At 69.8% G+C, this 19,311-nt stretch carries 16 protein-coding genes; 10 read left to right on the top strand and 6 right to left on the bottom strand.

The window, feature by feature from the left end:
- Positions 1–20 precede the first annotated feature (20 nt).
- A complete protein-coding gene (locus tag AKJ13_RS12585; protein ID WP_007569108.1) occupies positions 21–437 on the bottom strand; it encodes a MucR family transcriptional regulator in 417 nt (138 codons plus the stop codon).
- A 393-nt stretch (positions 438–830) separates the two neighbouring features.
- On the opposite strand from AKJ13_RS12585, the gene AKJ13_RS12580 reads away from it, so the two are divergent.
- Positions 831–2,966 (top strand): S9 family peptidase, encoded by a 2,136-nt coding sequence (locus tag AKJ13_RS12580; protein WP_050733650.1) that lies wholly within the window; start codon positions 831–833, stop codon positions 2,964–2,966.
- A 277-nt stretch (positions 2,967–3,243) separates the two neighbouring features.
- On the opposite strand, the gene AKJ13_RS12575 is transcribed toward AKJ13_RS12580, so the two are convergent.
- Positions 3,244–6,696: an AsmA-like C-terminal region-containing protein gene (locus AKJ13_RS12575; RefSeq protein ID WP_050733649.1), complete on the bottom strand. Its 3,453-nt coding sequence runs from the start codon at positions 6,694–6,696 to the stop codon at positions 3,244–3,246.
- 175 nt (positions 6,697–6,871) lie between these two features.
- On the opposite strand from AKJ13_RS12575, the gene AKJ13_RS12570 reads away from it, so the two are divergent.
- The 7 genes from AKJ13_RS12570 (at position 6,872) to AKJ13_RS12540 (ending at position 13,676) form a co-directional block, all read left to right on the top strand.
- On the top strand, positions 6,872–9,229 hold the full coding sequence (locus AKJ13_RS12570) for a UvrD-helicase domain-containing protein (protein WP_050733648.1): 2,358 nt from the start codon (positions 6,872–6,874) through the stop codon (positions 9,227–9,229).
- A gap of 417 nt (positions 9,230–9,646) precedes the next feature.
- Positions 9,647–10,363: a PhoH family protein gene (locus AKJ13_RS12565; protein WP_050733647.1), complete on the top strand. Its 717-nt coding sequence runs from the start codon at positions 9,647–9,649 to the stop codon at positions 10,361–10,363.
- 132 nt (positions 10,364–10,495) lie between these two features.
- The gene (locus AKJ13_RS12560) at positions 10,496–10,732 is read left to right on the top strand and encodes a hypothetical protein (protein ID WP_007569165.1); all 237 of its coding nucleotides are present in this window, start codon (positions 10,496–10,498) and stop codon (positions 10,730–10,732) included.
- 145 nt (positions 10,733–10,877) lie between these two features.
- Positions 10,878–11,162, top strand: a complete 285-nt coding sequence (locus tag AKJ13_RS12555) for an accessory factor UbiK family protein (RefSeq protein ID WP_007569164.1) — start codon at positions 10,878–10,880, stop codon at positions 11,160–11,162.
- Positions 11,163–11,451: 289 nt separating this feature from the next.
- On the top strand, positions 11,452–11,961 hold the full coding sequence (locus AKJ13_RS12550; RefSeq protein WP_007569163.1) for a YbjN domain-containing protein: 510 nt from the start codon (positions 11,452–11,454) through the stop codon (positions 11,959–11,961).
- Positions 11,962–11,984: 23 nt separating this feature from the next.
- The gene (proC, locus tag AKJ13_RS12545; protein ID WP_144426243.1) at positions 11,985–12,788 is read left to right on the top strand and encodes a pyrroline-5-carboxylate reductase; all 804 of its coding nucleotides are present in this window, start codon (positions 11,985–11,987) and stop codon (positions 12,786–12,788) included.
- Positions 12,789–12,881: 93 nt separating this feature from the next.
- Positions 12,882–13,676 (top strand): TetR/AcrR family transcriptional regulator, encoded by a 795-nt coding sequence (locus tag AKJ13_RS12540; RefSeq protein WP_200905621.1) that lies wholly within the window; start codon positions 12,882–12,884, stop codon positions 13,674–13,676.
- 38 nt (positions 13,677–13,714) lie between these two features.
- Here the strand turns inward: AKJ13_RS12540 and AKJ13_RS12535 are convergent, their stop codons facing one another.
- From AKJ13_RS12535 to AKJ13_RS12520, 4 genes are all read right to left on the bottom strand, one after another.
- Positions 13,715–14,146 carry a SufE family protein gene (locus tag AKJ13_RS12535; protein ID WP_050733645.1) on the bottom strand — a complete coding sequence of 144 codons (432 nt, stop codon included), beginning with the start codon at positions 14,144–14,146 and terminating at the stop codon, positions 13,715–13,717.
- 96 nt (positions 14,147–14,242) lie between these two features.
- Positions 14,243–15,334 (bottom strand): histidine kinase dimerization/phosphoacceptor domain -containing protein, encoded by a 1,092-nt coding sequence (locus tag AKJ13_RS12530; RefSeq protein ID WP_200905620.1) that lies wholly within the window; start codon positions 15,332–15,334, stop codon positions 14,243–14,245.
- Between the two features lie 480 nt (positions 15,335–15,814).
- Entirely contained in the window at positions 15,815–16,180 is a 366-nt protein-coding gene (locus AKJ13_RS12525; protein ID WP_050733644.1) for a response regulator, read from the bottom strand.
- A 21-nt stretch (positions 16,181–16,201) separates the two neighbouring features.
- The gene (locus tag AKJ13_RS12520) at positions 16,202–16,501 is read right to left on the bottom strand and encodes an STAS domain-containing protein (protein ID WP_050733643.1); all 300 of its coding nucleotides are present in this window, start codon (positions 16,499–16,501) and stop codon (positions 16,202–16,204) included.
- A gap of 447 nt (positions 16,502–16,948) precedes the next feature.
- Here AKJ13_RS12520 and AKJ13_RS12515 point away from each other — a divergent pair, with 447 nt between their 5' ends.
- Complete coding sequence (locus AKJ13_RS12515) at positions 16,949–18,055, top strand: methyl-accepting chemotaxis protein (protein ID WP_050733642.1); 1,107 nt, start codon at positions 16,949–16,951, stop codon at positions 18,053–18,055.
- 397 nt (positions 18,056–18,452) lie between these two features.
- Positions 18,453–19,311, top strand: an 859-nt coding sequence (locus tag AKJ13_RS12510) for an Hpt domain-containing protein (RefSeq protein ID WP_200905619.1), incomplete at its 3' end; no start/stop codon positions are given.

Raw genomic sequence — 19,311 nt, 5'->3', positions numbered from 1 at the left:
AGGGGCCGGGCCGGTCCGGCTCAGGCGGCGTCGCGCAGCGCGTCGGTCCGGCCCAGCCCGATCGCCTTGGCGAGCTCGGAGCGGGTCTTGGCGTAATTCGGCGCGACCATCGGATAATCGGCGGGTAAATTCCACTTCGCGCGGTATTGCTCGGGGCTCATGTTGTACATCGCCCGGAGATGGCGCTTGAGCGACTTGAACTTCCGGCCGTCCTCCAGACAGACGATGTGATCCGGCGTCACCGACGCCTCAACCGGCACGGCCGGCTCCGACACCGTGACCGCATGGCTCTCGGCGACGCGCTTCAGGGCCGCGTAGACGTTGCCGAACAGCGGGCGGAGCTCGCTCACCGGAATGGAATTGTTGCGCACATAGGCAGCCACGACCTCAGCCGTCGCGCCGACAAGATCTAAGGGTTTCCCGTTTTCGCTTATCATGATACCCCCGATGTATTGCGAGGATTTGTATTCGCCAACGCAATGACAGTTTCGTGCGTGTTTCCGATCACGCGCCGGGACGTACGGGTACACGACGCGAACGTGCTGGCCCCAAGCCGCGTGTGCACCAATCGATCCCTTGTACCAAGGTACAACAAGAAGTTTTAGGCCACAAGATCGAATGAGATTACCAAGTTCTGCTCGATCCGTTCGATCCCGGACACTATTGAACCAGATTTTCCATCCAGAAGTAGATGCGATCTTGCTTCGATCGAACTTAAAGTTGGCAGCGGCCCGCTCCGGCGTCGCGGCGGCTTGCGTCGCGGCCCCGGGCGCGACACATGCCAGGACCGGGCGCCCGGACCGGGCGGACAGGACCCGGCGGGAGATACGATGACGGAGATCGGGCGCGGCTTTCATGCTCACCGGACCGAAGCACCGGTGGCCGAACCCCGGCCGCGGCGCTTCAGCGTCCACGGACGGGAGATCGTCGACGACTACGCATGGTTGAAGGCGGAGAACTGGCAGGCGGTCCTGAAGGACCCGGCCGCGCTTCCCGAGGACATCGCCGCTTACCTCAAGGCCGAGAACGCCTACGCGGAAGCCGCGCTCGCCGGCAGCGCCGACCTGCGCAAGGCCCTGGTCTCCGAGATGCGCGGCCGCATCCAGGAGGATGAGAGCGGCGTGCCCGATCCCGACGGGCCCTATGCCTATTACACCCGCCACCGCGAGGGCGGGCAGCACCCGCTGGTCTGCCGGCGGCCGTCCACGTCGCCGAACGTGCCGGATTCCGGCGCCGACCCGGACGAGACGATCCTGATCGACGGCGACCGCGAGGGCGAGGGCCTGCCGTTCTTCGAGATCGCCGCCGCGGTCCATTCCGACGACCACGGGCTGCTCGCCTGGAGCGCCGACACCAAGGGTTCGGAACTCTACACGATCAAGGTCCGCGACCTCGCCACCGGCCTCGACCTTGAGGACCGGGTCGAGGCGACCTCCGGCGAGGCTGTCTGGGCCGCGGACGGGCACAGCTTCTGGTACGTGGCCCTCGATGCCAACCACCGGCCCGCCAAGGTCATGCGCCACCGCCTCGGCACCGCGCAATCGGCCGACGAGACCGTCTACACCGAGCCGGATGCCGGCTACTTCGTCCATATCGGCCGCACCCAGTCCGGCGCCTTCCTGGACGTGACCGCGAGCGACCACGAGACCTCCGAAATCCGGCTCCTCGACCGGCACGCGCCCTCGGCCGCCCTGCGGCTGGTCCAGCCCCGCGAGCCGCTGCTGATCTACGACGTCGAGCATCGCGGCGACCGGCTCTACATCCGGACCAACGCGGACGGCGCCGAGGACTTCAAGATCGTCACCGCCCCCCTGGACGATCCGGGCCGGGCGAACTGGACCGACCTCGTGCCCCACCGGCCCGGGGTGATGATCCGCCACCTGCACCTGCTGGCCGGCCACCTGATCCGCCTCGAGGTCGAGAATGCCCGGCCGCGGATCATCGTGCGCGACCTCGCCGACGAGTCCGAGCACAGCGTCGCCTTCCCCGAGGAGGCCTACGCGCTGGGCCTGCGGGGCGGGCACGAATTCGACACGGCGACGATCCGCTTCGTCTACTCGTCCATGACGACGCCGTCCGAGACCTGGGACTATGCCTGCGATAGCCGTGGCCGGACCCTGCGCAAGCGCCAGCACGTCCCGAGCGGGCACGATCCGGCCGCCTACGTCACCCGCCGGCTGTTCGCGACCGCGCCGGACGGCGAGCAGGTACCGATCTCGCTCCTGCACCGCCGGGGCCTTGCGCTCGACGGCTCCGCGCCGCTCCTGCTCTACGGCTACGGCTCCTACGGGACGCTGATGCCGGCGGGCTTCCGGACCAACCTGCTGAGCCTGGTCGATCGCGGCTTCGTCTACGCCATCGCGCATGTCCGCGGCGGCACCGAGAAGGGTTGGCGCTGGTATCTCGACGGCAAGCGCGAGAAGAAGCCCAACACCTTCACGGATTTCATCGCCTGCGGGCGGGCGCTGATCGCGGCCGGCTACACGGCGGAGAAGCGCATCGTCGCCCATGGCGGATCGGCCGGCGGCATGCTGATGGGCGCGGTCGCCAACCTCGCCCCGGAGCTGTTCGCCGGCATCGTCGCCGACGTGCCGTTCGTGGACGTGCTCAACACCATGCTGGACGCGGAACTGCCGCTCACCCCGCCGGAATGGCCCGAATGGGGCAACCCGGCCGAGAGCATCGCCGCGTTCGAGACGATCCTGTCGTACTCGCCCTACGACAACGTTGCCGCCAAGGACTACCCGGCAATCCTCGCGCTGGGCGGCCTCACCGACCCGCGGGTGACCTACTGGGAGCCGGCGAAATGGGTCGCCCGCCTGCGCGCCACCATGACCGGCGGCGGCCCGATCCTCCTGCGCATCAACATGGAGGCCGGTCACGGCGGCGCCGCCGGCCGCTTCGACCGGCTGGAGGAGGTGGCGCTGATCTACGCCTTCGCGCTGATGGCGGTGGGGCAGGCGTAGGGAGCGTCGAGAGGCGGATAAACGGTCGGCACCGGCGGCCTGCGTCTCGTCTGATCGGCCCATCCCACCCACTTGCCTCATCCTGAGGTGCCGCGCAGCGGCCTCGAAGGAGCCCTCCAGGGATCGCGCGCTTGGCTGGAGGCTCCTTCGAGGCCTCCGCTGCGCTCCGGCACCTCAGGATGAAGGGAGAGGGTGGGATTTTCGCCGCGTCGGCCGCCGCGCTTCGCCCGTCCGAGGACGGGACCGGCGATCCAGGCCAAAACGTCCGATGCCGCGATCAGGGCCTGCTCGAGGGCTGCGCGGCCTCCGGGGCGCCTGGCTGCCCCTCGGCCGTGCCCTCGCTCTGCGCCCGCGCCCGGGCCTGCCGGGCGGCTTCCTCGGCGGCCGCCTTCTCGGCGGCGGCCTTGAGGGCCGCGGCGCGGGCGCGGTCCATCTCGATCCGGGCCCGGCGGCGCTGGCGCTCGACCTGGTCGGCCTCGGTCAGCTCGATGGTCTCCAGCTCGCGCTGGAGCACGAAGGCGGCGAGCCCGCTCGACAGGGCGCTGACATCGAGGACGGACTCGGGCGCTCCGAGGGAGCCCGTGAAGCCGAGCTGGACGGAGGGCGCGCCGGCGCTCCAGCCCCGGGGAACCGGGCCGCCGGACAGGAATCCGCGGGCATCGAGGCGGTTGCCGCGCAGGTCGTAGCCGAGGGTGCCGGACCAGCGGGCGGCCCCGAAATCGAGGTTGAGGGGGCCGGCCCGCAGGATCCCGCCGACGATGGTGGCCGGGCTGCTTGCCGGCGCCTTCGCCTGCGCGCCGCCCTTGGCGAGTTCCTCGGCCACCAGGGCCTGCAGCCGCCCCTCGCGCAAGGGGTCGTCGATCTCCACCGCTCGGGTGAGGGCACGGCCCAGGGCCGACGGGTCGGCCTGCGGGACGCTCAGGTCCTTGAGCGTGAGGCTGCCGCTGCCGGACAGGGTGTCGGCGAGGCCCGGGGCGGTCTCCGCCTGGGTGGTGAAGCGCAGGGAGGCGGTCAGGCGCCCGCCGATCGGGCTGGACCCCGCCAGGGTGGCGAGCGCGACGTCGTCGAGCGCGCCCTCGCCGGAGACCGTTGCCTCGGCCCCCCGCCGGGTGAGCGTGGCCGAGCCGGCGATCCGCCCGCCGGCGAGCTTGGCCGTGAGGTTGCGCAGGGTCAGGGCGCCGTCGGCCAGGCCGAGGGCGAGGTTCGCCTCCGTAGCGGTGAGGCCGCGGCCGAGATCGAGGCTCGCGACCCGGGCATCGAGGGCGAGCGGCGCGATGGGCTGCGGCGCGGGCCCGAAGCGGTCGCCCTTGGCCGGGTCCGGCGGCAGCAGCAGAGCTGTGGCCAGTTGCGGCACCGACAGGCGGTCGAGGCTGAGGCGCCCCCGGAGCGCTCCGCCCGGCGCCCGCAAAACCTTGCCGCTCAAAGCGGTGCCGGCGATCCTGCCGGCGGTGTCGGCGGCGATGTCGCCGGCATCCTTGGCCAGCACGAAGGTCAAGTCGGCCGGCCAAGCGCCGGGGCTGAGCCGGGCGGCGCCGGCCAGGGTCAGGAACGGGGCGAGGTCGGCGGTGTCGGCCCGGATCTCGCCGGCATTCGGCAGCGCGTCGGCGCCGATCAGGATCGGCCGGGCGGTGGCGAGCTTGAGGCCGGCGATCGTGCCGTTGACGGTCAGCGCGAGGGTGTCGGCCTCCGGCCGCTCGGCGTTCAGATGCAGTTCGGCGGGCTGCTGCAGGCCGGCGATGTCGGTGCGCCCGAACCAGATGCCGGCCCGGGCTGCGGTGAGCGTCGCGGTGCCGCCCTCGATCTGCGTCCCGCGGCTCGCGAGCGTCAGGTCGAGGGTGCCGCCGCCGGCATTGCCCCGGGCCTGGCTGCGCAGGGCATCGGCCGCGCCGCCTTCCCGGTCCAGGGTGACGGCGAGGTCGAGGGGCGCCTCGCGCAGGAAGGCGGGCAGCAGGCGGATCTCGCCGAGCCAGACCCGCTCGAGCAGGCCGAGCAGCGGCGCCGCCACCGGGGCCTTCAGCCGCCCGGAGACGCGGCCGGTCCCGTCCGCGCTGATCCGCCCGGACAGTTTCGCGCTGGCCCCCGCCAGATCCGCCACGTCGAGGCTGTCGACCACGAGGCTCGACCCGTCCGACTGGATGCTCGCCGCGATCGTGCCGTTGCCCGAGCCGGCCGGGCCGTAGCGCACGTCCTTGGCCTCGAGGGTCAGGGCGAGGTCGTGGTCGCGCAGGCTGCCGAGGGTTGTGCCCAGAGGCGGCAGGGCGGCGATGTCGATGCCGCTGGCGCGGATCTGGGCGTCGAAGCGCCCGCGCGAGCCCGCCTCCGCGGCGGTGTATCGGGCATTGCCGGTGATGCGCGCCGGCCCGAGGCCGAGGCGCAGGTTGCGCAGGGACAGGCTGGAGGCCGCCGCGGACAGGTCGGCGGCCGCCTCGATCCGGCGCCCGTCGAGGAGCGCGGTCAGCGGCCCCTCCAGGCCGAGCCGGCGCAGGTAGCGCCCGAGCGGCTCGGAATCGGGGGCATTCAACGCCACCGGGCCGGTGAGGCGGAACGGTGCCGCCTCGATCTGGCCGGTGACATTCAAGGTTGCGTCGCCGGGGCCGACCGCGGACAGGCGGCGCAGCAGCAGGCCGCCCGTGCGCTCGACGGTGCCGGCGAGCGCCAGGTTCGACCATTCGTCGCCGCCGAGCACCAGGCTGCCCACCGCGAGATCGAGGTCGAGCATCGCCGGCAGGCCGCGCCCGAGATCCGGGACGCCGCGGGCGATCAGGTTCTGGCCCTCGGGCGAGGTCAGGAAGGCGTCGAGGTCGAGGCGGCGGCCCTCCAGGTTCAGGCTGGCGCGCCATTGGCGCAGATCGAGCCGGCCGGTGCCGGCGAACCGCAGGGCGCGCCCGCCCGGATCGATCGCGAGTTCGACACCCTCGAACCGCACCTGCGCGCCGCGGGCCTTGAACGTCCCGCCCAGCGAGAACGGCAGATAGGGGCCGGCCGCCTGGGTCGGCGGCCCGACCACGAGGCGGGCCGAGCCTTCGGATTCGATCAGCGTCGTCCCGTCGGCATCGTTGGGCACGAGGCCCAGGCGCGCATCCGCCTCGAAGCGCGGATGCGCGTCGCCCCCGCCCACGATCTTCACGGCGAGCCGCCCGTCGGCCCCCGGCGTGCCGCTGACCGCCCGGAACGGGACGCCGCCGCTCGTGCCCTCCACCCGCCACGGCCCGATCAGGGCGGGGGTCTGCAGGTGCAGGTCCTGGACATAGAGCTGGTCGGTCCGGCCGGTGGCCGGCACCTGCGTGGTCACGAGGAATTGTTGGACGTGCAGGTCCTCGATGGCGAAGTCGCGGGCGCGCAGGGCCTCGCCGAGGTCGGGCGGGATCCGCACGGCGTCGCTCGCCGCCACCGGGAGCTTGATCTCGGCGCGGCCCACCCGCGTCTCGGTGAAGCGGAACTCGCCCTTCAGGAGCGGCGCCAGCGCGACCTCGGCCTTGACGAAGCGGGCATCCAGGGTCGGCCGGTTCGGGTCGGTGCCGATATGCAGCCGGTCGATGCGCAGCCGCGGCGAGGGCAGGAGCCGCACCTCGATTCGGCCGTCGGTCCGGACCGGAACGTCCAGGGACCGGGCGAGCGCCCGGTCGACGAGGCCGCGTTGGGCCTGCCAATCGATGACGGGCGGGACGGCCAGCGCCGCGACGAGAACCAGGATGACGGCGCCCGCCAGCGCGGTCAGAAGATCACGCACGCTCACCGTTCCGCGAACCACCCCGCGCGGTCGCGGCACCGTGATGCCCCGCCGTCGCGTGCCCCCCTGGGCAACCTGCGACCGGCCATAGCACGATAAGTCCCGGACGGCGCCAGAGGGCCGCGCCGAGCTGAACACCCTCGACGCCGTTCGCGATTTGGTCCAGGGAGGCGGAATGCAGAATGGCCCGCACGCGCAGCCCGCCGGGGACGGCGCTCCGACCTCCATCGCCGCCCGCGCCATGGGCGCCCTCCGGCGGGACGCCGCCAGCTATCTGGAAGGGCTCAACCCCGAGCAGCGCCGCGCCGTCGAGGCGACGGAGGGTCCGGTGCTGGTTCTGGCCGGGGCCGGCACCGGCAAGACCCGGGTGCTGACCACCCGGATCGCCCACCTGATCGCCACCGGCCGCGCCCGCCCCTACGACATCCTGTCGGTGACCTTCACCAACAAGGCCGCCCGGGAGATGAAGCACCGGATCGGCGCGCTGATCGGCCCGGCCGGGGAGGGCATGCCCTGGCTCGGCACGTTCCACGCCATCGGCACCAAGATCCTGCGGCGCCATGCCGAGCTGGTGGGGCTGAAGTCGGACTTCACGATCCTGGGTACCGACGACCAGCTGCGCCTGATGAAGCAGGTGATCGCCGACCAGAACATCGACGAGAAGCGCTGGCCGGCCCGGGCTCTGGCCCACACGATCGACGGCTGGAAGAACCGCGGCCTCGGCCCCGAGCAGGTGCCGCCGGGCGAGGCGACCTCCTTCGCGTTCGGCAAGGGCGGCGCGCTCTACGCCGCCTACCAGGCCCGGCTCGCGACGCTCAACGCCGTCGATTTCGGCGATCTTTTGTTACTTTGCCTCAAGCTCTGGCGTGAGAACAAAGATATCCTCGAAAGCTATCAGGAACGCTTTCGCTACATCCTGGTGGACGAGTACCAAGACACCAACGTCGCCCAGTACCTGTGGCTCAGGCTGCTTGCGCAATCACGAAAAAACATCGCCTGCGTGGGCGACGACGACCAGTCGATCTACGGGTGGCGCGGCGCCGAGGTCGACAACATCCTGCGCTTCGAGCACGATTTCCCGGGCGCCGTGGTGGTGCGCCTGGAGCGCAACTACCGCTCCACCGGCCATATCCTGGCCGCCGCCTCGGGCCTGATCGCCAAGAACGAGAGCCGGCTGGGGAAGACCCTGCGCACCGAGGACGAGCCGGGCGAGCGCGTCACCGTGACCGGCGCCTGGGATTCCGAGGAAGAGGCGCGCCAGCTCGCCGAGTCGATCGAATCCCTGCAGGCCAAGCAGCATCCCCTCTCGGAGATCGCCGTGCTGGTGCGGATCTCGGCGCAGATGCGCGAGATCGAGGATCGCTTCGTCCAGCTCGGCCTGCCCTACCGGGTGATCGGCGGCCCGCGCTTCTACGAGCGGGCCGAGATCCGCGACGCGCTGGCTTACCTGCGCGTCACCATGAATGTCAGCGACGACCTCGCCTTCGAGCGGATCGTGAACACGCCCAAGCGCGGCCTGGGCGACGCCACCCTGCAGCAGCTCCACACCTACGGCCGCGCCAACCGCCTGCCGCTGCTGATCGCCGCCCAGCGCCTGTGCGAGACCGACGAGCTGAAGCCCCGGGTCCGCGCGACCCTGCGGGCGCTGACCGAGAGCTTCTCCCGCTGGGCCCGCCTCATCGAGACGCAGCCGCACAGCGAGGTCGCCCAGACCATCCTGGAGGAATCCGGCTACACCGAGATGTGGCAGAAGGACCGGTCCGCCGACGCCGCCGGCCGCCTGGAGAACCTGAAGGAATTCGTCCGTTCCATGGAAGAATTCCCCGACATGGCGGCCTTCCTGGAGCACGTCTCCCTGGTGATGGAGGCCTCCGAGGCCGAGGGTGCCGAGCGGGTCTCGCTGATGACGCTCCACGCCGCCAAGGGGCTGGAATTCGACACCGTGTTCCTCCCCGGCTGGGAGGACGGCCTGTTCCCCAACCAGCGGGCGCTCGACGAGAGCGGCCGGGCCGGTCTGGAAGAAGAGAGGCGCCTCGCCCATGTGGGTCTGACCCGGGCGCGCAAGCGCGCTAAGCTGTCGTTTGCGGTCAACCGGCGGATCCACGGCCTGTGGTCCTCGACCATCCCGTCCCGGTTCATCGACGAATTACCGGACTCGGCCGTCGACGTGGTCGAGGCGCCCGCGCATTTCTCGGCCGGCGCCTCGCGGTTCGACCGCAACCCGACGCCGTTCGGCTCGAGCTACGGCACGCCCGGCTGGCAACGCGCCCAGGCCAACACCGCCGCGGGCTCTGGCAACCGGTCCGGCTTCGGCAGCGCCCCGGGCGGCCGGTCCGGCGGGCCGCGCCAGATCGAGGGCGAGCTGATCGCCAAGTCGACCGGCGCGCCCTCCGCGTTCCAGGACGGCCAGCGGGTCTTCCACATGAAGTTCGGCCCAGGGACCGTCGCCGGCGTCGACGGCAACAAGCTCACCGTTGACTTCGATAAAGCCGGCCGGAAAATGGTTCTCGACAGCTTCATCCAGCCTGGATGAAGCGGGTCCCGCCGATCAAGCCCGGACGTTTCAGGGCGGCAGGGTCGGCCGGCTTCGCCCGTGCGGGCGGAGAGGATCGCGGTCGTGCAGGATGCCGCGTCACCCCGTGTCCCCGGCTATCGGCCTGATGCAGCCTTGCCAGCCAGCCGGCTTTTTCTGCACCGCAGCACCAACCGTCACCCCCTAGTCACACCCGCCGCGCAATCGTCGGGTGCGAATCGCGTTGGTGCGACGCTTGCACTGCGTATTCGACCCCGGGCGAGGCGGCGTGACGCTCTCCACAGGCGAATAGCACGGGGTGGAACCTTCGGCATGGCGCCGGAATTAGTTGCGTAATATAATAAATCCGGGAGCAGCAAGGTAAACGGCAGTTCATCGACAGATCCAGGTTGGCAAGTCCCGTTGGAGTGTTGATCCATGAAGAGACGCCGCACACGACTTGAACTGGTTGAAGACCGCACGCCCCGTATTCATCGCACCCGCTTCGACGAAGAGCGCAACCTCAGCCCGATACAGCCGCTCACCGAGCGCCAGGCCGAGTATCTCGACGCCCTGGCCAGCTCCCCTCAGGTGATCGTCCTCGGCCCCGCCGGCACCGGAAAGACCTACATCGCCGGGACCCGCGCCGCCGACCAGCTCCGCCAGCGCCGCATCTCCAAGGTCGTGATCACCCGCCCGAACGTGCCCTCGGGCCGCTCGCTCGGCTTCTTCCCCGGCACCCTCGAGGAGAAGATCGCGCCCTGGGTCGCCCCGCTCACCGAGGCCATGAAGGAGCGGATGGGCCAGGCCGCCTTCGAGATCGCGCTCAAGACCGGCGACATCGAGATCGTGCCGTTCGAGGTGATGCGCGGGCGCACCTTCAAGAACTGCCTGGTGATCCTCGACGAGGCGCAGAACACCACCACGGCCGAGATCAAGATGTTCCTGACCCGGATCGGCGACGATTGCCAGGTCATCATCAACGGCGACGTCTCCCAGACTGACCTGCGCGAGACCTCTGGCCTGCGCACGGTCATGCACCTGATCAAGAGCCGGATGATGCCGATCCCCGTGGTCGAGTTCACCCGCGACGACATCGTCCGGTCCGGCATCTGCGCCGAATGGGTGAAGGCGTTCGAGGAAACGAATCTCTAACCCAGAAGTTGATGGCGGCGGGTCCTCGCGGGCCCGCCGTGCCCTCACCGGCACGAGACGACTCTCCGGACCTCCCGTTTGGGAGGATGAACCGGGCGTCATGCCCGGACATCAGAACATTGGAGTCTCCTCGTGAGGAAACTGACCTTCGCCTTCGCCGTGCTGGCCTCGCTGGGCGGTGCTGCCCTCGTCCAGCCCGCCAGCGCCGCCCCCGGCCTCCCCTCGGGCATCACGGCGCCCGACGCTGTGACGCAGGTCCGCCTGACCCCGATGGAGCGCCGCATGATGCATCGGCGCATGGAGCGCCGGATGATGCACCGGCACATGCACCGCAAGATGATGCACCGTCGGATGATGCGCCGCATGTGATTGCGACGGGCGGGGCCTTCGGGCCCCGCTTCCGTGTCCGGGCCGCGTTTCGGGCGTTGCTCCGCACCCCGCGGATTCCTATCTCGTCACCCTGAATCGCGCAGTCAGGCCGCCGAACGGTAGCCGGCCGATCCGGGAGACCACGATGCCCCCTTCGAACCGACTGTTCGACGATCTCGCCCGCCTGATGACCGATGCGGCCGGCGCCGCCCAGGGCGTGCGCCGCGAGGCCGAGACGGTGGTCAAGGCGCAGGTCGAGCGTCTCGTCCGCGACCTCGACATCGCCTCCCGCGAGGAGCTCGACGTGCTGCGCGATATGGTGACCAATCTCCGCGCCCAGAACGAGGCGCTCGCCGCCCGTGTGGCCGCCCTGGAGGCCCGGGAGGGCAGCGCCGGGGCCGGCGCCGCGGGGCTCAGCGAGGCCGTCTGAGTCCGGACGGCAACGCTTCAGGCTTTTGCACAGGAAGCGCAGCCGATGATTTCGTTTCCTGTTCACCGAGCGTGACCTGCACTTTGTGTCGCGAGTCACGGCCGGTCTATAGTCAGGCATAGGGTGATTCGGCGGCTGCGGGGCGATGTCCGCAGAGCTTCGACAGTCGATCGCGTCAACCCCGGCCTGTCGTCGCCGGTCGTATCAAGTTCTCGGAGTGTTCTCGCACTCTTCTCGCGTCCCCGTCACGTCGGTCCGGGTCGATTCCGGGCCGTCCTTTTGGATCGTCATGCCGCTTCTCCACGTCGACTTCCACGACCCTGACCGGAACGAGCATCCGCTCGACGTCGTCGAGCGTTTGGCGTCCCTGCGCGACTGGATCTTCGACCGGGCTGAGACCGACGAGATGTCGATCACCAGCCCCGGCCGCTGGACCGATTACCATGTGGCCTTCACCTGGATCGAGGATGTCGAGGCCCTGCACGTGGCCTGCGCCTTCGACCTGAAGGTACCGGAGCGGCAGCGGACCGAGGTGCTGCGGCTGATCGCGATGATCAACGAGCAGCTCTGGATCGGCCATTTCGACCTGTGGTCGAGCGACAGCGTGGTGATGTTCCGGCACGCGCTGCTGCTGGCGGGCGGCGCGGTGCCGACCCATCCGCAATGCGCCACCATGATGAAGACCGCCGTGGATGCCTGCGAGCGCTACTTCCAGGCGTTCCAGTTCGTGCTCTGGGCCGGCAAGAGTGCCCGCGAGGCGCTGGACGCCGTGCTGTTCGAGACCGAAGGCGAGGCGTGACGGCGGCCCCGACCTCGACGCGGATGCCCGCCTCCCTGGTTCTCGCCGGGGCCGGCAAGATGGGCGGCGCGATGCTGGCGGGCTGGCTCGACGCGGGCCTCGATCCCCGCGCCACCACGATCATCGACCCGGTGCCCGCCCGCCCGATCGTGGATCTCTGCGCCCGGCACGGCATCCGGCTGAACCCGACGGAGCCCGAGCCCGGGGCGGTGATGGTCCTGGCGATCAAGCCGCAGGGCCTGGAGGCGGCAGCCCCCGGCCTCGACCGGCTCGTCGGCCCCGATACGCTGCTGGTGTCGATCCTGGCGGGCAAGACCATCGCGGATCTGCGCGCCTGGCTGCCCCGGGCCCGCGCCGTGGTCCGGGCCATGCCGAACCTGCCGGCGAGCATCGGCCGGGGCGCCACCGGCGCCTGCGCGAATGCGGAGGTGACGCCGGCGCAGCGCGACGCGGCCGACGCCTTGTTCGCCGCCAACGGCACCGTGGCTTGGCTCGCCGACGAGGCGCAGATCGATGCCGTGACCGCGGTCTCAGGCTCCGGGCCGGCCTATGTCTTCCTGCTGGTCGAGGCCCTGGCCGAGGCCGGGATCGCCGAGGGGCTCGAGCCTTCGGTGGCGCAGGCCCTGGCCCGGGCCACCGTCTCGGGTGCCGGCGCGCTGCTGGAGGCAAGCCCGGAGGCCGCGGCCGAGCTGCGCCGCAACGTCACCTCCCCGGGCGGGACCACGGCGGCGGCCCTCGACGTGCTGATGCGGCCGGACGGCCTGGCGCCGCTCCTGCGCGCGGCCGTGGCGGCGGCACGGCGCCGGGCGGCCGAGCTCGCCGGCTGACATCCGTGCGGCATCGCCGCGCGACGGCCCTGCCCATCGCCGCCGCCTTTCCTACATGAGAGCCGACGACCGACAGGAGCGGGCGACAGACCCATGACCGAGACCAGAGCCCCGTCGAAGCGCACCCGCAAGGTTGCCGGTGCCGTGCAGGACGACACGAATCAGGCCGACACGGCCCAGGACGCCGCTGCGCAGGCCGAGAGCCCGCCGAAGCTGCCGCCCCGCGAGGCCGCGGTCGAGGCCCTGATGCGCCTGGCCGCCGAGCAGCCCTGGAACGACATCGAGATCGGCGATATCGCCCGCGAGGCCGGCCTGACGCTCGCCGAGTTGCGCGACCTGTTCCCCTCGAAGGGCGCGGTTCTGGGCGGCCTCACCCGGATCATCGACCGGAAGGTTCTCGAAGGGGACATCTCGGGCCTCGAAGAGGAGCCGACCCGCGAGCGCCTGTTCGACGTGCTGATGCGCCGGCTCGACGCGATGACGCCCTACAAGCCGGCTTTGCGCCGGATCGCCTACGCCCTGCGTGGCGAACCGCTGTCGATGCTGGCGCTGAACAGCGTGATGCTGAACTCCCACCGCTACATGCTGGCGGCGGCCGGGATCGACACCGAAGGCCCGCTGGGCCAGCTCAAGCTCCAGGGCGTGGTGATCGCCTTCGCCCGCGTGACGCAGGTCTGGCTCGAGGACGACGACCCGGCGCTCGCCCGGACCATGGCCAAGCTGGACAAGGAGATCCGAAACGGCGAGCGCCTGATGGAGCGCGCCGAGGATGCCCGGCGGCTGACCGCGCCGCTGCGTGCCCTGGGGCGCTCCCTCCTCGACCGCCGTCCCCGGACCCGCCGCCCCACGCCGGACGGCGACGAGACCGACCCCGCGGCGGCAATCTAGCGCTTCGGGCGAGGCGCCATCGCGAAACCGACGGCGCCCTATCCCTCGACCTGCAGGAACCGCACCGCGTCGCGGTGCACCCGGTCGGCCATGGCGCGGACGCCGTTGGAGCGCTGCGGGGTCAGGTGCTCGCCCAGGCCCAGCTTGGTGTAGAGCGCGAAGGCGTCGGTCTCGGCGGCTTCGCGCAACGGCTTGCCGTCGAACAGGGCGATCATCAGGGCCACCAGCCCACGCACGATATGGGCGTCGCTGTCGCCGCGCATGCGCAGGCGGGGCTCCGCATCCGAGCGGTCGACGTCGAGGTCGATCCAGACCTGGCTGGCGCAGCCCTGGACCTTGTTGGCCTCGGCGTGAAGCTCCGGGTCCGGGGGCGGCAGGGCGCGCCCGAGCTCGATGAGGTAGCGGTAACGCTCTTCCCAATCGTCGATGAAGGCGAAATTCTCGACGATGGTGTCGATCGGGGGAACCATGAGGGACCGGATTTGGGGTGGGCCGGGGCCGCTATAGAGCCCTGGCGAAAATCTGGCGACTCCATCGCAAATCGCCAGGGGGCGCGGCGCCGGAGATCACGCCTCCGGCGGCTGCGTCGGCGGCAGGGTCAGGATCAGGGGCGCGGCGGTGCTGGCATCGCCCGTCACCTGGATCTCGGCCTGGGCCGCGTAGGCGGCGATCAGGCGCGGCCCGAGATTGGGCACGTTGGACCGTCCGGTGGCCGCCATCTCGCTCACCCCGGAGACGATCGAGACCCGCAGCGGATGCCCCGCGGCGGAGTCGATCTCGATGACGATGGAGCAGGCGACGTGCTCGGCGGTGGCGTCGAGGCACTCGGCCACGATCTCGGCGACGATCATGCCAAGCGCGTTGGCGGTGCGCGGCTCGACCAGCCCGGTCCCGGAGCCGCCGACCTGGACGCTAATCCGCCCGGCGCGCCGGAGCTGCCCGAGGCCCGAGGCCAGGCGGTGGAGGTAATCATGCAGGTCGATCGACGCGATATGGGGTGCCTCGTGCAGGTGCTGCTGCACCAGCGCGATCGCCCGCACCCGCTGGCCGAGCGCCTCGAAGCTGCCGCGGCACGGGTCCGGGGCGGCGCGTCCGTAGAGGCCGATCAGGCTGACCATCACCTGCAGGTTGTTGCGCACCCGGTGATAGACCTCGGCGAGCAGCGCCTCCTTCTCGGCCAGCGCCTGCTCGATATGCTCCTCGGCATGCTTGCGGTCGGTGATGTCGAAGCAGGAGCCGAGATAGCCCTGGAACCGGCCGTCCTCGACCAGCGGGCGGGCAGTGTCGAGCAGCCAGCGGTAGACGCCGTCATGCCGCTTCAGGCGGAATTCCACGGAGAACGGCGCCTGCGCGGCGAAGGCCTCGGCCACGATCCGGGCGTGGCGCTCGAAATCCTCGGGGTGAAGCCCACTGCGCCAGCCGAGGCGCAGCTCCTCCTCGAGCGGGCGCCCGGTGAAGTCGAGCCAGCACTCGTTGTGGTGGACCGCGTGGCCGTGCTCATCGGAGCGCCACAGCATCAGCGGCACCACGTCGGCGAAGCGCCGGAAGCTGTCGCTCAACGCGATGGACCCCGCTTCCGACGCCCCTCGGCCCGGATCCCCCGCGGGGTCCGTCGCCTGCGACGCAGCCGTTCCGGACCCTGGTGGCTGACCGCCCATTCTGTACCCGACCCGCTGTGCCGAACTGTGTGAGACGCCGTTCTCGTATCCTGATGGCGCCGGTCAACGTGCCGGTAGGGGTCCCGTTCCGGTCCCACGTTGCCGCTGCGGTGCTCATCCACACGTTTGTGCGGATTTAGACGGAATGACCGGGTTTGAGGGCGTTTTGGGGCGCGGGCGCAGGGTTCGTACGTTCGGTTACAGATCATCTCCTCTTGGACAGGATATTCGATCCCAATGGCGCGCTCTTCAGCGCCGATAGAGGCGCGAATATCGGGCCGTCGGGCTACGCCGTGTCTGATCTTCGATGCGGGCTCGCGGATGCCGGATTCTTTCACCGCGTGATGCGGGGGGCTCTCCCGCACGAGCGAGTGCGCGTTAGGCCCTACGCGGTGCGAGGTGAGTACTTTTCAGCCTGCATGGGAGAGCCCCCCCCGGGGCCGATCCCGCGCTGCGTGAACCCGCCCGGGCGGCCCGACTTCAGGCCCGGATCAGCTTCGAGACCACCGCCAGGAGCTGCTCCGGCTTGAACGGCTTGGTGATCCAGCCGGTGGCGCCGGCGGATTTCGCCTGCTGCTTGATGCTGTCGTCCGATTCGGTGCTCAGGAACAGGATTGGCACGCCCGCGCAGGACGGCACCGTGCGCAGCTGCTTGATCATCTCGATGCCGTTCATCACCGGCATGTTGAGGTCGGTGATCACCAGGTTGATCGTCTCGGCCTTGGCCTTGGCGAGGCCTTCGGCGCCGTCCTCGGCCTCGATCACCGTGTGGCCGGCGGGGCCCAGCACGATCTTGATCATCTGGCGGATGCTGGGCGAATCGTCGACGGCGAGTACGGTGGCCATGAAGGGAATCCGGTGTTGAGGTCAGAGGGCTGAGGCGGAATCCGCCGTGAACGGGGCGTGCGGCGTGAAGCCGGCGCGCCGGAAGGCCGCCGCGACCGCGTCGGGCGGGTTGGTCAGGTCGAGGGTGGCGCCGCGCGCGCCGGCCGACTTGGCGGCCGCGACCACGAGTTGGACGAAGGTGACGTCGACCTTCTCGACCGCCGCGCAATCCAGCAGGAGGCCGGGCGCGCCGTCGAGCGCCGCCAGCAGGTCGGCCTGGAGGGCCTGCGCCGTCCGGAGCGTGCATTCCGGCGGCAGGGTGAGGGTGGCGGGTTCGGCCATGAGGAATCCGTTGCGGTTGCACGGCCAGACGGGCTGTAGTCGATCTCTTTAAGATTCGCGGCCGTTAAGTTTCCCTTGAGCTGATCATAGCGAGGGACGTTGTCCGACCCTTGGCCTCGGGTTTCCTGTTGAAAACTGCCGAGGTGCGCCTGGTGTACCATTTTGTATTGTAAAAGCTGATTGGTGAATTTACCGGCAAGAAAATCGACACTTGCTGGTATTCGATCGCATTTTGACCCAAGAACGCCGAAAGCATTGATATTCGCGGATCGAAATATATCCGCAATCTCCGCGTGGTGTGGGTCGCATAATCCGTGTGATCGGCTGCGCATATTGCCTCGGTCATAACTGTTCATTCAGATGACTGGCCTAGGCACCGGGGGTTCACAGTCGTGCGTTCGAGCCTGTCCCCGGCAAGATCTGACAGAGTCCAAGGAATACCTATCGATGGCCTTCTGGGGGCGTGCGAATCTGAAGTCGGATCACGAGGCTGCATCGGATTCGCTCGCGGCGCTCGACCTCGACCGGGAGGCGTCCCCCGTGCCGGCCGTGCCGGTGCCCCCGCTTGGGGCCGCGGATGTGATCCAGGCCCGGCTCGGCCTGTCCGAGGTCCAGCGCAAGACCCTTGACGTCCTGATCGACGAACTCGGGATTATCTCGGCGGATGTCGAGACCGACGTCCACGGCCTGTCGGACCGGTTCCAGCGCATCGCCACGACCACCCGGGGGCAGTCGGAGATCGTGCAGGGGCTGGTGACGGCGATCCAGTCGGTGCGGATCGACGGGGCCGAGCGGCCGCTCGCCGAGGTCGCCACGGCGCTCGGCGAGATCCTCGCGATGCTCAACGACAAGATCGGCTTCATGTCGTCCCGCGGCGCGACCATGGAGAGCGCGCTGAACGGCGTGCTGGGCGAATTGTCCTCGGTAGACGGCAGCGTCGCCGAGATCGAGAAGATCAACCGCCAGACCAACCTGCTGGCTTTGAACGCCAAGATCGAGGCTGCCCGGGCCGGGGAGGCCGGGCGGGCCTTCGCGGTGGTGGCCGACGAGGTCCGCAGCCTGGCCGGCGCGATCAACGCCCTGTCCGGGGTGATCAAGCAGCAGATCGGCTCGATCGCGGGCGGCCTGCGCAGCAGCCACGCGCTCCTGCACGACATCGCCACCATCGACATGTCGGAGGAGAGCCGCAACGCCGACGCCCGGGTCCGCATGGTGATGCAGGCTCTGGTCGAGCAGAGCTCGCGGTTCGCCGGCGTGCTGAGCCAGACCGTGCAGACCACCGAGGCGATCACCCAGGACGTCTCGGGCGCGATCGTGGCCATGCAGTTCCAGGATCTCGCCAAGCAGCGCATGCAGAACCTGCAGGCGATCCTGCGCGCCTTGCAGGCCGAGCCGGACCGCCGGGCCGAGGCGGAGCGCGACTGGGCCGTGGCATTGATCGCCGGTTGCACCCTGGGTGAGGTCCGGGAGCGGTTGTCCCGCCGCCTGCTCGGCACCGCGGCGCCGGCGTCGGATGCGGATGATGATCCCATGGCCGGGGTGGATCTGTTCTGATCCGGAGGCGGATTTTGCAGTGCATCGAACGCATTCAGCAGAATATCCGGAAAACCTATTCGATAAATTCCGAATTGTCGCTGTTTTCGCACAACGAGTAAGTATAAACTGCCATATGTGGTGGTTATAAAAGGATAAAAGATTGGTATATATTGTTTATTCTAGGATTGGATGGGTCCGGATTCTGAAAAAATTAGGAGTAAAGAACTTTTAACTCAGATCAGGTCTTCACTTTTTAACGGTTTTAAGGTAGTGTCATTCCCGTGTGATGGACCGAGTCTTCGGTCGATCGGGCGTCGGCCGGCAGGATCGCGAGATCTAGCCTCGGGTCGGCGCCCGGGCCGGGTGCGGAAGTGCCCCGGTTCCTGAAAGACGGTGCAACGGGATCCGCTCGACGATGACTGATCACGATCCGCGCGCGGTGTTTCTGGCCGAGGCCAACGAGCTTCTCGATCGGCTGGAGACGACGCTGCTCGACCTCGGCGACCGGCCAGACGATTCGGCGCTGATCGACACGGCGTTCCGGGCCCTGCACACGATCAAGGGATCGGGGGCGATGTTCGGCTTCGACCGGGTCGCCGCCTTCACGCACGATTTCGAAACCGCCTTCGACCTCGTCCGCCGCGGCGAGGTCCCGACCAGCGCCGACCTGGTCAACGTGTCGCTGTCGGCCAAGGACTTTATCCGCACGCTGATCGAGGATCCCGACGCCACCGCCCCGGTGATCGGCGAGGCGATCCTGGCCGAGCTCGAGCGCCTGATCAGCCGCGCGAAGGAGGCGCCCGAAACCGAGCTGGCGGCCGAAGGGCCGAGCCCGGATCCCGCGACCGAAGGCTGGCGGATCGGGATTGCCTTTGCCCCGGACGTGCTGCGCAACGGCACGAACCCGCTGGCCCTGCTCGACGAGCTGCGCGAACTCGGCCCCTGCACGGTCGTGCCGCGCGTCGCGGACCTGCCCGACCTCGCCGGCCTCGACCCGGAGAGCCTGGCGCTCGGCTGGGACGTCACGCTCCGCGGGGGCGCGACCCGCGAAGCGATCGAGGACGTCTTCCTGTTCGTGCGCGACGATATGGTGCTGACCCTGGCGCCGCTGGACGCGCCCGAGCCCGCCCGCGAACCCGCCCTGGATCCTTCTCCCGCGCCCGTTCCGGTGCCGATGCCGGTGTCGGCTCCTGCCCCGGCGCTCGCCCGATCCACCGCCACACCGGCCGTCGAGCCTGCACCCGCGCCCGCCGCGAAGCCGCCGGAGGCCGAGC

Source organism: Methylobacterium sp. ARG-1 (genome assembly GCF_001262595.1).
Taxonomy (GTDB): domain Bacteria; phylum Pseudomonadota; class Alphaproteobacteria; order Rhizobiales; family Beijerinckiaceae; genus Methylobacterium; species Methylobacterium brachiatum.
The sequence above is the reverse complement of the archived record's forward strand: the minus strand, read 5'-3'. Positions and strand labels throughout refer to the sequence as shown.

What these genes read in the sequence shown, in the direction of transcription:
- AKJ13_RS12540 (WP_200905621.1), top strand. Translation starts at nt 12,882, where the DNA reads ATGACCGAGACCAGAGCCCCGTCGAAGCGCACCCGCAAGGTTGCCGGT.
- AKJ13_RS12570 (WP_050733648.1), top strand. Translation starts at nt 6,872, where the DNA reads ATGCAGAATGGCCCGCACGCGCAGCCCGCCGGGGACGGCGCTCCGACC.
- AKJ13_RS12550 (WP_007569163.1), top strand. Translation starts at nt 11,452, where the DNA reads ATGCCGCTTCTCCACGTCGACTTCCACGACCCTGACCGGAACGAGCAT.
- AKJ13_RS12535 (WP_050733645.1), bottom strand. Translation starts at nt 14,146, where the DNA reads ATGGTTCCCCCGATCGACACCATCGTCGAGAATTTCGCCTTCATCGAC.
- AKJ13_RS12515 (WP_050733642.1), top strand. Translation starts at nt 16,949, where the DNA reads ATGGCCTTCTGGGGGCGTGCGAATCTGAAGTCGGATCACGAGGCTGCA.
- AKJ13_RS12530 (WP_200905620.1), bottom strand. Translation starts at nt 15,334, where the DNA reads ATGGGCGGTCAGCCACCAGGGTCCGGAACGGCTGCGTCGCAGGCGACG.
- AKJ13_RS12520 (WP_050733643.1), bottom strand. Translation starts at nt 16,501, where the DNA reads ATGGCCGAACCCGCCACCCTCACCCTGCCGCCGGAATGCACGCTCCGG.
- AKJ13_RS12525 (WP_050733644.1), bottom strand. Translation starts at nt 16,180, where the DNA reads ATGGCCACCGTACTCGCCGTCGACGATTCGCCCAGCATCCGCCAGATG.
- AKJ13_RS12555 (WP_007569164.1), top strand. Translation starts at nt 10,878, where the DNA reads ATGCCCCCTTCGAACCGACTGTTCGACGATCTCGCCCGCCTGATGACC.
- proC (WP_144426243.1), top strand. Translation starts at nt 11,985, where the DNA reads ATGCCCGCCTCCCTGGTTCTCGCCGGGGCCGGCAAGATGGGCGGCGCG.
- AKJ13_RS12565 (WP_050733647.1), top strand. Translation starts at nt 9,647, where the DNA reads ATGAAGAGACGCCGCACACGACTTGAACTGGTTGAAGACCGCACGCCC.
- AKJ13_RS12580 (WP_050733650.1), top strand. Translation starts at nt 831, where the DNA reads ATGACGGAGATCGGGCGCGGCTTTCATGCTCACCGGACCGAAGCACCG.
- AKJ13_RS12585 (WP_007569108.1), bottom strand. Translation starts at nt 437, where the DNA reads ATGATAAGCGAAAACGGGAAACCCTTAGATCTTGTCGGCGCGACGGCT.